General features: G+C 54.1%; 13 protein-coding genes and 1 tRNA gene. 8 read left to right on the top strand and 6 right to left on the bottom strand.

The window, feature by feature from the left end; translation table 11 throughout:
• The first annotated feature begins 18 nt into the window (after positions 1-18).
• From A7E78_RS13310 to A7E78_RS15785, 8 genes are all read left to right on the top strand, one after another.
• Positions 19-1353, top strand: a complete 1335-nt coding sequence (locus tag A7E78_RS13310; RefSeq protein ID WP_145924909.1) for a c-type cytochrome — start codon at positions 19-21, stop codon at positions 1351-1353.
• A gap of 94 nt (positions 1354-1447) precedes the next feature.
• The gene (locus tag A7E78_RS13305) at positions 1448-1960 is read left to right on the top strand and encodes a cytochrome c3 family protein (protein WP_072284722.1); all 513 of its coding nucleotides are present in this window, start codon (positions 1448-1450) and stop codon (positions 1958-1960) included.
• 62 nt (positions 1961-2022) lie between these two features.
• A complete protein-coding gene (locus A7E78_RS13300; RefSeq protein WP_072284721.1) occupies positions 2023-4821 on the top strand; it encodes a molybdopterin-dependent oxidoreductase in 2799 nt (932 codons plus the stop codon).
• Positions 4822-4865: 44 nt separating this feature from the next.
• Entirely contained in the window at positions 4866-6158 is a 1293-nt protein-coding gene (gene nrfD, locus A7E78_RS13295) for an NrfD/PsrC family molybdoenzyme membrane anchor subunit (RefSeq protein WP_072284720.1), read from the top strand.
• Position 6159: 1 nt separating this feature from the next.
• Entirely contained in the window at positions 6160-6612 is a 453-nt protein-coding gene (locus A7E78_RS13290) for a quinol:electron acceptor oxidoreductase subunit ActD (RefSeq protein ID WP_072284719.1), read from the top strand.
• Entirely contained in the window at positions 6594-7661 is a 1068-nt protein-coding gene (locus A7E78_RS13285) for a hypothetical protein (protein ID WP_072284718.1), read from the top strand. The genes A7E78_RS13290 and A7E78_RS13285 overlap by 19 nt, the downstream gene beginning before the upstream one ends.
• Before the next feature lie 213 nt (positions 7662-7874).
• Positions 7875-7951 (top strand) — tRNA-Arg (locus tag A7E78_RS13280).
• A 129-nt stretch (positions 7952-8080) separates the two neighbouring features.
• Entirely contained in the window at positions 8081-8188 is a 108-nt protein-coding gene (locus A7E78_RS15785; protein WP_072284717.1) for an RCKP-type rubredoxin-like domain-containing protein, read from the top strand.
• Positions 8189-8306: 118 nt separating this feature from the next.
• On the opposite strand, the gene A7E78_RS13270 is transcribed toward A7E78_RS15785, so the two are convergent.
• From A7E78_RS13270 to A7E78_RS13245, 6 genes are all read right to left on the bottom strand, one after another.
• Positions 8307-8921, bottom strand: a complete 615-nt coding sequence (locus tag A7E78_RS13270; RefSeq protein ID WP_083553135.1) for a CAP domain-containing protein — start codon at positions 8919-8921, stop codon at positions 8307-8309.
• Positions 8922-9063: 142 nt separating this feature from the next.
• Positions 9064-9195, bottom strand: coding sequence for a hypothetical protein (locus A7E78_RS13265; RefSeq protein ID WP_083553133.1), 132 nt, complete (start codon positions 9193-9195; stop codon positions 9064-9066).
• 106 nt (positions 9196-9301) lie between these two features.
• Entirely contained in the window at positions 9302-10645 is a 1344-nt protein-coding gene (locus A7E78_RS13260; RefSeq protein WP_072284716.1) for a vWA domain-containing protein, read from the bottom strand.
• Between the two features lie 19 nt (positions 10646-10664).
• Positions 10665-11252, bottom strand: a complete 588-nt coding sequence (locus A7E78_RS13255) for a TadE family protein (RefSeq protein ID WP_083553131.1) — start codon at positions 11250-11252, stop codon at positions 10665-10667.
• Positions 11239-11721, bottom strand: a complete 483-nt coding sequence (locus A7E78_RS13250) for a TadE family protein (protein WP_072284714.1) — start codon at positions 11719-11721, stop codon at positions 11239-11241. Before A7E78_RS13250 ends, A7E78_RS13255 begins: the two co-directional genes overlap by 14 nt.
• A 291-nt stretch (positions 11722-12012) precedes the next feature.
• Complete coding sequence (locus A7E78_RS13245) at positions 12013-12864, bottom strand: rhodanese-like domain-containing protein (protein ID WP_072284713.1); 852 nt, start codon at positions 12862-12864, stop codon at positions 12013-12015.
• Positions 12865-12877: the final 13 nt, after the last annotated feature.

The following is a 12877-nucleotide window of genomic DNA, read 5'->3' as shown; positions in this document are numbered from 1 at the left end:
GCGAATAGCAGGGCTATTTTGCTGAAGGTATCGGAAACATGGGCCGACCATACGATTCTGCTGTCGATTCATGGTAAGTCCGATACCCTTCTAAACGAACAACTGCAATCCATTTTTTATTCCACACATCAGGGGACCCGAATGTTGCCGGTCATTCAGGAACAGCTGTTGCTCATCAAAGCGATGCAGGGGGGTTGTCAGACCCTGCTCTGCCTGTCCCTGGGTTATCTGGCAGGCGAGGTTTTGCTCACCCTGCCCGGCAAAGCCCTCATTCCGTCCAACGCTCCGCCACCCACCCAGCCCAATTTCGCGCCCGGCCCCAAAGTACTAACCGGCAGACGCGCCGGCCTGCTGATTGCCCTGATCATGGCCTGCAATCTGTTGCTATTAAAAATAGCCTATCGCACCGCTCTTTTTACCAACCCCTTTTGGGGTGGGGTAACGCTCTTGTTCATTATCGGCCTGGCACTCATTCTTGCAGCCCGGCAGCACCTGAAAGGGACCCAGCCTGCCGGGCGCCTGTCTCTCGCGGCAGCGATAATCGGCGACTTACTGCTCCTTTCGATCTGCTACTTTCTCCTCAACACTGAAAGCCTACTGCTGACCCCCGAGAGCTGGCCCTTTCTCACCACGCGGCCAGCATTACTGCTCTCCTGGCACGGTACCGTTCGTTTTGCCCAGTTCATCTTGCTGGCACTGATGCTGGCCGGACTCGACCGGCAACACAACCGCCAGATACTGATTTTCGGTGCAGCCCTGACCTGGCCTCTCTTTCAAATTCTGGAGCTGCTACTGGCCCCGGAACTGGCTCATTCACCTTGGCTTTACCTGGGCGCGGCCCTCACTCTGGCCACCAGTGCAGCCTTGGCTCTGATGACAATCAAACCTCTGTTACAGAAGCGACCGCAGGCATTAACACCCCCCTTGCTAGCCATCATCGTGCTGACCACGCTCTGGGTGCTAGGGGCTCAAACCGCACGGGAAAATTCTTTGACCGATGTGGCTCTGGCCGGATTGCAACTGCCCGCGGCAGCAATCCAAACAACAAAGCCATCTGCGCCTCAGCCCGCAACAGAGCCGAAAGTCTTACCGACTGTCGACGGCGGCCAACTGTTCCAACAAAAATGCAGCGTCTGCCATCGCTTTGATCAACCCCTGATCGGACCAGCACTGAACAGCGTGCTCGATAAATACCGCTCGGACAAAGACAGCCTGTCAGGCTTTCTACGCAATCCACCAAAAATTGATCCAAACTATCCGGCAATGCCGAACCTTGGTCTATCAGAGCAAGAAGCCGGCGCAATAACCGAATACCTGCTCACCGAGAACACTGATCAACCTGGGCAGCGTTAGGATGTTGGCGGGACAAAGAGAGCGATCAACCAGCTTTATCATTGGTTCCCTGGCAAATCCCTTCAACCTGCTCCTTGCCTAAAGAGGCTTTGCAATGCCCAAATGGTTGCCCCATACCCTGTTATGCGTCTACTTCGGAGGTTTTTTACTGCTCCTTGGAGCGGTGGCCTTGTTCTGGCCTGCATCGGACCGGGACAATAGCCAGCCCATTGCTTTTCCACATACCGTTCATGCCGGCCGTCTTGGGCTGGACTGCAATTTCTGTCACGAATCGGTAACAAAAGGCCCTCAGGCCGGCATGCCGGCTGTCGCTAAATGCGTATCCTGCCACCAGTCCATCGCCACAGAGCGGCCGGAAATCCAGAAACTGCTCAGCTATCAGCAAAAGGGCGAACCGATTCGCTGGCGGCGCATTCACCAAGTACCCGAATTCATCTACTTTTCTCATAAACGCCATATCAGCAGCGGTCTGGATTGCAACGCCTGCCATGGTGCCATCGCAGAAATGGAAGAAGTACGCCGAGTCCGTTCCCTGCAGATGGGTTGGTGCCTGAGCTGCCATCGCAGCCGCGGTGCTTCTTTCGACTGTGCCACCTGCCATAAGTAGTGTTTGTCTAGACCCTCAGGCTGGACACTGATGAGTTTCTGATTTAACGGAGAGAATCGAGCATGGATCGACGGCAGTTTTTACAGATGCTTGGCCTGGTTTCCGGAGCCGCAGCACTCTCATCCTGTGGTTCTGAAAAAGGACAGGAGGAGCTCGTGTCGCTACTGGTGCCAGCCGAAGACGGCATCATTCCCGGCACCGAAACCTGGCGACCATCGACCTGTTGTGAATGCCCGGCCCACTGCGGCCTGCTCACCCGCATCCGGGAAAGTCGCCCGGTCAAACTGGAAGGCAACCCCCAACACCCTGTCAATCGCGGTGGCCTGTGCTTGCGCGGGCAGGCCTCTTTGTGGCGGCTCTATCATCCGCAGCGATTGCAGACCCCTCTTAAACGGCAAGCCGACGGGCGCTTGCAAGCGATCTCCTGGACTCAGGCATTAACTGACATTGCCGAAGCTCTTCAGCTAAGCCGTCAGCAGGGTCGAAAAAATTCCTGGCTGGCCGGGCGCACCAGCGGCACCCTGGACACCCTCATTGAAGAGTTTTGCGACTCTCTGGATATCGAACGGCTGGCGGAATTTGAACCCTTTTCCCATGCCGCCCTGCGGCAAAGCTATGACCGGCTCTTCGACCAGCCCGACCTGCCCCGCTACAGGATCGAGCAAGCCGATCTGTTGATTACTATCGGTGCCGATTTACTCGAGACATTTCTCAGCCCCATCGATTATACGAATCAGGCAAGTGCCCTGACAGCGAACAAAGAGCGCCACTGGACGCACCTGGAACCGCATTATTCCCTGACCGGCGCCAATGCTGACAACCGACTGGTTCTGAAACCCGGCAGTGAGGGAGCTCTGTTGCTCTGGTTGCTGCAGACCCTGACTTCCCAGAATCGTTACCAAGGCCGCTGGCCACAGACACTGCAGAAGTTGTTTCCCTCGCAAGATCTTGCCGCAACATCTGCCGCAACCGGTTTGTCCACCCAACAACTAAAGGAATTGGCCTCCCGCTTTGCGCAATCCAAAAAACCGCTGTTAATTGTCGGCGGCACCGCTACCGGCCATCGCAACGGCCAATCGGTCGCCCTGCTCGGTGCTCTATTGCAGTGGCTGACCTCCCTGCCTTGGGGCGGCCTGGATTTTTCTGCACCTGAAAATTATTCACGGGTCGGATCCCTGCTGGATCTAAATGAATTAAGTCAGCAACTCGCCGCTGACCGCGTTGGGGTACTGTTCGTCAGCCGCTGCAATCCGGTTCGCCATAGTCCCACGACGCTGGAGATAAAAAAGGCTCTGGGCAAAGCGACTCTGAAGGTCGGCTTGGCGGATCTCGCCGATGACACCACCGACCAGATGGACCTGGTCCTGCCACTGGCTCACAGTCTTGAAACTTGGGGGGACACCGAACCCCGTCGGGGCGTCATCGGTCTGCTGCAACCGATAGCCTCCCCACAGATTCAATCCCTCAGCGAAGGCGACTTGTTGCTTAAACTGCTGCAACAAGCCACCGGTAAGGCTCCGGCGGCTGACTGGGAGACCTATCTGCAAAACCAGTGGCAGAAGCGCTTCAGTCGCCCCCAACTTGGGCAGCTTATGGAAGATGGCTTCCTGGTCGAAACCCGACAGCAACCTTCCATACGCCTCAACCAGGCCCGCGCAACAAAAGCTCTGCAAAATCTGCAATCACAGGCTCCCCTTCTGCTACCTGCGGCGGTTATTGCTCCGTCAATCCGTTCCTTCGACGGCCGCAGTCATAATTTGGAGTTACTCTCGGAGATTCCCGACCCCCTTACCACCATCTCTTACGGCAGTTGGATTGCCGTTGCTCCGCAGACCGCAGACCGACTTCGCTTGCGGGACGGTGGAGAGCTCCAGCTCAAAACCGCTGCTTGGCAGAGCACACAACCGGTGCGCATCCAACCTGGTCAGGCGACCGAAGTTCTGACCCTGCCCATGGACAGCCTGCCGAATCCGGCAGCGGGTATCGATCCTGATACCGGCGAGGCGTTGCGCTATCTTGAAAATCTGCAGGTGAAAAACACCGGAAAACTGCACCGCCTGACTATCCTGGCCGGATCTCCCTCACAGCAGGGGCGCGGCCTGATTCCTAAACCGATCCATCGCCAGCAAAAACACGACCAGGAAAAGCACGGCCCCCGCGCCTCCTTCTACCCCGAGCCGCAATACGAAAACTATCGCTGGGCCATGGCTATCGATTTGCAACGCTGCGTCGGTTGCAGCGCCTGTGTCGCCTCTTGCTACATAGAAAATAATGTGCCGGTGGTCGGAGCGTCCGATCATCTGGCCGGGCGTGAGATGTCCTGGCTGCGCATTGAACCTTTCTATGATGAGCAGGGGCGGGTCGACTTTCTGCCCATGCTCTGCCAGCACTGCGACTATGCCCCCTGCGAAGCGGTCTGCCCCGTCTATGCCGCTTATCACAATCCCGAAGGGCTTAATGTCCAGGTCTACAACCGCTGCGTCGGCACCCGTTACTGCAGCAACAACTGTCCCTACAAAGTACGCCGATTCAACTGGTGGCAGCATAAAGCCACCCCGCCCCTTGATCGGTTGCGCAACCCTGATCTGCCGGTACGTACCAAGGGAATGATGGAAAAATGTACCTTCTGCCTGCAACGTATTCGCATTGCCAAAGATCGTGCGAAAGATAAAAACCGTCTGGTGCAGGACGGCGAAGTGACCACAGCCTGCGCCCAGAGTTGCCCAACCGGTGCCATCGTCTTTGGCAACCTGCTTGACAAAGAGTCGCACATTTATCGACTGACCCACAGTAAACGGGCTTACCGGGTTCTCGCCGACCTGGGCACCGAACCAGCAGTGCATTACCTGCGCCCCGAGTAACCGGGCGCAATCGCCACAACTACTATTCACACGATTGAGAGACCATGCAGAACACTTCTTCGACTGAGAAAATTGAACAGGATGTTCTCGCGGCCATGAGTTGGCCGAGCCGCTCCTACCTGGCCTGCATATTTCTAGCTGGTTTGGTGTTTCTCGGCGGCATGGCCCTGTGGGGGCGACAAATCGCCCTCGGCATGGGCGTGGCGGGTATCAGCCACCCGGTCGGATGGGGCGTCTACATCACCGACTTTGTCTTCTGGGTCGGCATCGCTCACTCCGGCACACTCATCTCGGCTGTGCTTTACATTTTTCGGGCCCACTTTCGCACCAGCTTTAACCGAGCGGCTGAAGCGATGACCATATTTGCCTTAATGGTGGCAGGACTATTCCCTCTGATCCATCTTGGCCGCGTCTGGTTTGCCTACTTCCTGTTTCCGTACCCAAACCAGCGTCAATTGTGGGTTAACTTCCGTTCGCCTTTGGTATGGGATGTTTTTGCCGTTTCCACCTATATGCTGGTCAGCCTGGTGTTTTTCTATATCGGCCTGATGCCCGACCTGGCCATCGTCGCCCGTCGTAGAACCGGCTTTACTGGCAAAATCTATCGTCTGCTGACTTTGGGCTGGATCGGTAGCTCCCAACAATGGCGACACTATGCCAAGCTTTACTTTTTTCTGGCAGCTTTTGCAACGCCGCTGGTCGCCTCGGTCCACTCCATTGTCTCTTGGGACTTTGCGGTGAGCATCGTCCCCGGCTGGCATACCACTATTTTTGCTCCCTACTTCGTGGCCGGCGCCATCCTCTCCGGCACCGCCATGGTCATTACCCTGGTGATCCCCATGCGCCGTCTGCTACGTCTGGAAACCTATATTCCCGTTGAGCATATCGAATCAATCGCCAAGATCCTGCTACTGACCTCCTTGATCGTCAGCTTCGCCTATATCGTCGAACAGGGGCTGGCCTTCTACAGCGGCAACTTATTTGAAATGGAGCAGTTCCGCTTCCGCGCCTTCGGCGACTACCGGTTGCTGTTCTGGATTATGGTCGGCTGCAACTCTGTCCTGCCGCTCACTCTGTTCATCGGCCGCCTGAGACGTAACCTGGCCTTCCTCTTCGTCCTCTCTCTGTTGGTCAACGTCGGCATGTGGTTAGAGCGATTCGTCATCGTCGTCACCTCCCTGGCCAGGGACTTCGACCCCTATGCCTGGGGAAAATACACCCCGTCTCTGACCGAGTTCGGCATTACCGCCGGCTCTTTCGGGCTGTTTTTCTTACTTTTTTTGCTCTTCATCAAAATTCTTCCGGTATTGTCGATTACCGAACTGAAGGAGCGCTGATATGGCTCGACAGCTTTTCTTTGACGATCAGCAAACCTTTCTGCAGCAGTTGGAACAATTGCTAAAGGACGGCACTCCTCGTGAGCAACTGGACGTGCGCACTCCCTACCACCTTAGCGAGGTCGAAACGTTACTTGCCCAACCGCCAAGCAAATTGCCGTTGTTTGCCCTGGGAGGGGCGCTGGCCGGTTTCGGCGGCGGCTTTCTGCTGGCAGCGCTCACCTCCCTGGACTGGCCGATCAGCACCGGCGGTAAGCCGGTCGTGGCGGTACCGCCCTTTCTGCTCATCGGCTACCTGATGACCATCCTCATCGGATCGCTGGCTTCCTTCGCGGGTTTCCTGCTGCTAGCCAGACTTCCCCGAATCGAAGCCCTGGTCGAAGAACAGGATTTCGACTCCCGATTTATCATTACCATTACAGATGAGGTTGCGCCATGCACGACACTAAACTGAGCATCGGCGGTTGCTATAGCCTGTTATTGATTCTCGCCGTCACCATCGGCCTTATCGAATACGGCGGACTTGTTGATCAGCAGGGTTCACTACTCCTCACCCTGAGCTTCTGGGGGGCTATTATCCAGGGTGCGGTGGCAGTCGCGGCCGTGACTGCCCTGGTACGAGCTAAATGGATCGCCTCTTTACGCCGCGAACTGCTCGCCCTCTATCCCCTGCTGTTGCTGTTGGCGCTGCTGTTTGCCCTGCTCTGGCCTCAGCTCGAGCTTTTCCCCTGGGATAACCATCCTACGGCATGGCTTAACCGGCCCTTCTTTATGGGACGCAACCTGGTCAGCTTAGTACTGACCTTCATTGCCGGTCGGCAGCTGGCTTTGCATAGCACCCAAGGCACTCCCTTCAAGGACCGCTACGCCGTAATCTACCTGGCGGCCTTTGTTCTATCTCAGAGTCTGGTCGGCTACGATTGGCTCATGTCGGCGGCCTTCCCCTGGGTCAACACCATGTTCGGCCTCTACTTCTTCACCGAATCCCTTTATGCCGGCATCGCCGTTTCCGGGCTGGCTATGCTGCTCTACTTCCGCCTTCGAATAAAAGCCGCACCTGAACAGACAACCCTCCACTTGCGGGATGTCGGCCTGTTGCTGTTCGGCTTCAGCATCCTCTGGGCAGGTCTATTCTTCGCCCAGTTCCTGCTCATCTGGTACGCGAACCTGCCCGAGGAAGTGCATTTCGTCACTGAACGCCTGAGCCACAGCCCCGGCCGGGAACTCTGCTGGTTGTTTCTAATCAGCCTGTTTCTTGCCCCCTTTGTTGCTCTGCTCGGTGGCGACGCCAAAGGCGATTTACGCTTTGTGTCATCCATATCTTTACTGGTCCTGGCCGGACTCTTTGCCGAGCGACTATTCATTCTGTTGCCTGCAATTCCCTATCATGGCGGCGCCCTGTTGCTTTACAACGGTTTGATATTTGTCATGATGTTATTAGTGCTGCACAGCAGCGAACGTTTGTTACCACAAGCTCCACCGGAAAGAAACGAAGGTCAATAATCTCATTGGCAAACAAGATCTGTTCATATTAAACATTAGATGGCTAAGCAAAAATTTCGGCCTACAAGGCGTAGTTAATTTTCAGGGATGAAGGCATACATCAGTATGTCAAAGTCCTGAAAAATAACTGCAACACAGTAGGGCGGACTTTTTGCGACGCCATCAATTATCCATTGCAATTCCGCAGGGAATGAGTTATACCATCAGGTCCAAGCGCGATTAGCTCAGCTGGATAGAGCGCTGCCCTCCGGAGGCAGAGGTCGCAGGTTCGAATCCTGCATCGCGCGCCAAGTAAAATCAAGGGGTTACGTCATTGACGTAACCCCTTTTTTATTTGCCCCTTGACTTGAAATTCATTTCAGGTAGAATCTTTACCAATTTGGTTCTATTTAAACAATTCCATCCACAAGGAGACAGATATGGCCATCTTTAAATGTGAAAAATGCGGACATGAAAAAGAAGGGCGCTGCAAACCTAGAAAATGCCCTTCCTGTGCAGAATCCGGCACCTTTATCAAACAAGCTTAATGCTTTCGCAAGAAAGCAAAATAGTAGTTGGTAAGCATTAAACCTCCCCCTGAAACACTAGAGCGGGTCGCCCTCCCCCTGGCGCCCCGCTCTAGTGTTTTCATGCTTGGATCTCTACTTAATAGGGAGCCTCGTCCACAACATTGCCCGCGGGTGCATAATTGCATACCAGGATAATCCTTCCCCCGCATTCGGCTTTGCCACAGCCGATCTGGGTAGTCCCTCGCCAGACCAGCTGGGTATAGTGACCAACCTGCTGGACATTAGCCAGGGTAACAGCGCCACCCTTGAAAAACTGTTTCTCACTCTCCCAGGCCCGCACCCCATCGCCCACATCATAAAAACCGGCAGTACCAGTGAACAGGTTTTCTCCGTAAAGCCCCTGCCACCGGCCTTCCGCCGGACGATGTTTTATGTGGCATTGATTATCAGCCAAGTAATCAGCCCATTCCTGAGAATAGGCTGCGAGATCAGGGGACCAGATCACTGGCCCCACACCAACCGCCGACCTTACTCGATTATGCTCTGTAAGCAACTGCTGAACCTCGCCGTCAGTCAGGCCGAAAGAATTGTTATAGATGTTTTGCTCACCCGAAGCTGAGACTTTTTGAGATGGGATTGGAACCGCGGCATCTAAACCTCTCGCATGATTACCGCAAGCAACACTGCATAACAGCAACCCGGGTATGACCAGCAAGAAAATAGTTCGCTGGATAAATAACCTGTACATCATAAAATCTCATTTTATCAAAGGGAAAATGCTTAACGTCCTGCTATTCCACTATAAAAACAATCCTGACATCTCAAACACAAATGGCGCCGCAAACCTACCCGGTCGCGACGCCAATCTCAGCTAGTTCACATCTGGAATTGATTCAAGAACCGGGCGGGTTGGCTAGTTCGTTAGTCACCGTATCAAATGAGTTATTGACCTTGTTTTCGATAAGGACAACAGCTCCGACAACCAGCAAAGCAAAAAGCGCCAAGAGTACCGCGTATTCCACCATGGTCGCTCCCGCCTCCTGACATAACCGATTTTTTCCACGTCTGGCCAATGTTGTCACCAGGTTCCTTTCTATAATGTTTAACCACCAGCTTTAGCGCTTGCCGGCTCTAACGGGTAAGCCTCAAGATAGCACTGGCTACCTGATTAAAAGCCGCTTCGGCTTCTTCGGGTTCCTCAAAAATAATGGAAAGGCCTCGCGGCTGATCACCTTGAGAGACGTCCGCCGCCGTCGTATTCGCCAACCGTTGCAGAATGTTCGCGCCCAATTCCTCAGAACCGTAACCGCAAAAATCTATTTCCTGAGTAGACAGTCTGGAACTGCCGTCAAAACCCAAAGTAAAAACAAAAATATTATTTCCGCGAGCCGTGTTAGCCACATTCTCCACCATATTCCGGGCGGCCATATTCACATTGCACCTGGTATTGTCATAGGGCGCACTAGTCGGGTCCAGGGTGCGTGCATTGTTAAAACTGGCTAGAGGTACGTTTCCGAGGCCGAATTCCGGCAAGGTGGCAATATCGGTTCCCCAACTTCCCGAATAAGAATTGAGCTGTAGATGATCGTAAAAACCTTGGGCGCGATTATCGCCAGGCCCCGATGTCCCCGAAGCAAGCGTTCCGGTCACCGTACTTCCAAAGCGCGTGTAATCGGACGCTACCGTATTCGGCGCCCCGTCGCTGAAAAAAACTATAACCCGCAAGCTGGAACGTATTCCGGCAGGTACGGCTTCCAATTCCTGATAAGCCCTTTGCATAGCCCACTCGGAGGTCGTATAGCCGCTCGCAGAGAGGGCACTGATCGCATTTTGCATTTCGGTTTTATCAAAGCCGCGGGTCGAATCCTTGTTGATCGGCACATCTAGCACCGAACCTGAAGCAAAGGAAACCAAGCCGAGTCTATCCCCGCCAGGGCCGGAATTGAATAAATCGACAAAATTGCTGGCGGCATCTTTGACTTCACCAAAGGCACTTGAAGGATTACCCATGGAACCAGATGAATCGATGACCAACATCATGTCGAGATCACGCCGAATCGCTTCAGCCGCAGCATTAACCGTCATGATATCCCGCCCCATAAGGCGCATAAAGCTGGTGGGAACCAATGCCGAACCTGAAGCGTCTATTTCCCAATAACCATCGGCATGGTGAACGGCCGATATAATAGGCGCACCGGGGGTTGCCCCCAGCCAGCCATCAGGGAAATTGGCTGCAAAATACTTTTCTCCGGCAGCCTGTGCCGCCGCTGCTCGTTCGCTGTCCGTACTGCCGGTCGCAACCGCTCTAGCAGCAGCGATGGCGGCAGAATCCAGAGCGGCATTGAGTTTGGCGCGCACGCCAAAGCCAATGCCGGAATCAATAGCAAGCCCGGTGACGGCGAGCAGAGCCACCGTAAACAGGGCAACAATAACCAGAACAGCACCAGAATTATTCGACAACCTATTCTTATGCATATTGCGGCTCCGTAAGAGGTCAGAGCAATGTCCGGGAATAGAAAGTCAGGTCCTTTTTCAAATAAAAGTCGAAGGCCGGCCGGTAGACATAGAAAACCTCCACCGCAACAATTTCTTCACCGTCATTGAGGGTCATATCGAGAGTGGCCGTGCGGGTTGCGCTTGTCACAGCCGGACCGATGTCACACTGCTCGCCATCCCAGTTACTCGGACCATCGCATAGCCAGACTCCGCTGGACGGTGGATCCGTCAAGGCCGAATCGATCCAACGGAACTGCTCCAGAACCTGGGGATTGCCCCCCGTCTGTTGAATCCTGGTCATATAAATAATGCCGTTATCCACCATGTTGACTTGACTGGCAGTTCCGGTCAAAGCGGTCATGATGTCTCCCGGCGGCGTTCCCGTTCGAGAATAGAGATTGGCCCCTTCGCGGCTCATACCGGTGATGACATTGTTAGCCAGAATCCCTCGGGCAAACTCAAACAACCCAAAAGCCAACACCAGAAGCAACGGCAACACCAAGGCCATTTCCACCGCCGCAGCTCCTTTTTGACCACGGGATTGCCAGAAAGAATAACGACTATGTTTGTCTTTAAAAGTTTTCATTGCGCATCGTTGAGCTCACCTGAAAGTTATAGGTTCCACCGTCAAAAAAAGGTCTGATCAGTGGCGTCAGCAAGGGCCAGGAACATTGCAGATTAATAACGAGTGTCTCCCCGGGTCCACCGAAACCGCCCAGCACGTTGCCGTCCGGGTCGGTAACAACCATGTCGGTGACCACGGAATCGTACAGCCCCAGAGAACTCAATTTGATTTTCTCTGCCACCGCAGCGGGCCGTAATCGATCATCTGGGTTCGGATTCGGGTCCAAGTCAATACGACCGGTGATTGCATATCTGGCCCCTTCTCTAACGGCATGCTGCATGGTCATATTGACCCAGAACAACGCTCCCAACTCGATAATCGCCATGAGAAGGATCAAGAGAACAGGGATGATCAGGGCGAATTCAACTACCGTCGCCCCTTTTTTAAAGGAAGGGTTCTTTCTGCGTAACAAGTTTATCAGTCCGTTCATAGTTTCCCCTTTGCAATAATCTGTCAGGAAAACAACGAATCTGCTATTACGTATTAAGAGATTATCTTGTGTTTGAATGATGTCAAGAACTCCAGATAAACTGTCAAGCGCTCACAAAAGGCACATAACCATCTAGACTTTTAACAAAAAAACCCACGGAGTCTCTAAAAGACCAGCGAGGGCGAACTCAACTTATTAATTGTCTAGAATAGTGCCCCCTGACTCGATAGGTCCATTTCCAAGCTAGAGAAAACATCGGCCTAACGATCAGGGGGAGGAAATATCCAGTGTCTATTGATGGTGTGCCAACCAACGATCTAACTCGTCACTCAGCAAACCAAGATGGGCCTTTTCCTCAAGGGCCAGTTTCCCAAAGGCCGATTGTCCCTCCAGGTCAATGGCCTTACGGCTCATAATCTGATAACGATCATAGGCATTAACTTCCAGACTGATAGCCAGCTCAAGGGCCTGCTGGGCTGTTTTGCCGGGGAGCCAGCGCAACGCCTCCGCCAAAGACAAGCCGCCTTCAAGCATGGTTTCGGAGACCGGTCCAGGGAGCACTGCCGCAGGAAAATCATCGCCGGCAGAACGGGTACTGAGACCATGATAGAGGTTGTGCAGGGTTTCCTTGTGGGCGTCTTCTGCAGCGATTAAGCGTTTAAAAAACTCACCTGCCGGCGTTTCATGAAAGGACCTCGCCAGTTCGGCATAAAACTGCCGGGCACCATCTTCGAGCAGCCAGGCCAGAGCGAGATATTCTTCTGCCTTGGTCGCGGTCGTGAACCAGGCGGTCCCTATCGCCAAGTCACCTTCGGCGATGAGACCATCCCAGGCGTTTATGCCCCCGGACATGCTGTATACTTCCTTGAACCCGGCATTATTGAGCACCGAGGCCGCCGCCCGGCTGCGTACACCGGCGGCGCAATAGGTGATGGTCAGCTTTTCAGGATCGAGCTCAAACAGTCTCTCATCCAGAGACTTGACCGGTATCAGGACAGCTCCAGGTAGATGCCCTCGCTCATATTCGCCGGGTTGGCGCACATCGACGAGGTTGTAACTGTCGTCTGACTGCTCTTTAAGAAAAGTGCGCACTTTGTCGGTGTTCCAGGTGGCTACCGGTTTGAAATAATCGATCAGTCCCATTATGGTTGCCTCC

Origin of the sequence: Syntrophotalea acetylenivorans (assembly GCF_001887775.1) — a bacterium.
GTDB classification, from domain to species: Bacteria; Desulfobacterota; Desulfuromonadia; order Desulfuromonadales; family Syntrophotaleaceae; genus Syntrophotalea_A; species Syntrophotalea_A acetylenivorans.
Note: the sequence above shows the minus strand (reverse complement) of the source record. Positions and strands in the feature narration are given on the sequence as shown.

Excerpts from the sequence above, each read along its gene's own strand:
- A7E78_RS15785 (WP_072284717.1), top strand. The coding sequence starts at position 8,081 with ATGGCCATCTTTAAATGTGAAAAATGCGGACATGAAAAAGAAGGGCGC.
- A7E78_RS13255 (WP_083553131.1), bottom strand. The coding sequence starts at position 11,252 with ATGAAAACTTTTAAAGACAAACATAGTCGTTATTCTTTCTGGCAATCC.
- A7E78_RS13285 (WP_072284718.1), top strand. The coding sequence starts at position 6,594 with ATGCACGACACTAAACTGAGCATCGGCGGTTGCTATAGCCTGTTATTG.
- A7E78_RS13250 (WP_072284714.1), bottom strand. The coding sequence starts at position 11,721 with ATGAACGGACTGATAAACTTGTTACGCAGAAAGAACCCTTCCTTTAAA.
- A7E78_RS13265 (WP_083553133.1), bottom strand. The coding sequence starts at position 9,195 with ATGGTGGAATACGCGGTACTCTTGGCGCTTTTTGCTTTGCTGGTTGTC.
- A7E78_RS13245 (WP_072284713.1), bottom strand. The coding sequence starts at position 12,864 with ATGGGACTGATCGATTATTTCAAACCGGTAGCCACCTGGAACACCGAC.
- nrfD (WP_072284720.1), top strand. The coding sequence starts at position 4,866 with ATGCAGAACACTTCTTCGACTGAGAAAATTGAACAGGATGTTCTCGCG.
- A7E78_RS13300 (WP_072284721.1), top strand. The coding sequence starts at position 2,023 with ATGGATCGACGGCAGTTTTTACAGATGCTTGGCCTGGTTTCCGGAGCC.
- A7E78_RS13290 (WP_072284719.1), top strand. The coding sequence starts at position 6,160 with ATGGCTCGACAGCTTTTCTTTGACGATCAGCAAACCTTTCTGCAGCAG.
- A7E78_RS13260 (WP_072284716.1), bottom strand. The coding sequence starts at position 10,645 with ATGCATAAGAATAGGTTGTCGAATAATTCTGGTGCTGTTCTGGTTATT.
- A7E78_RS13305 (WP_072284722.1), top strand. The coding sequence starts at position 1,448 with ATGCCCAAATGGTTGCCCCATACCCTGTTATGCGTCTACTTCGGAGGT.
- A7E78_RS13270 (WP_083553135.1), bottom strand. The coding sequence starts at position 8,921 with ATGATGTACAGGTTATTTATCCAGCGAACTATTTTCTTGCTGGTCATA.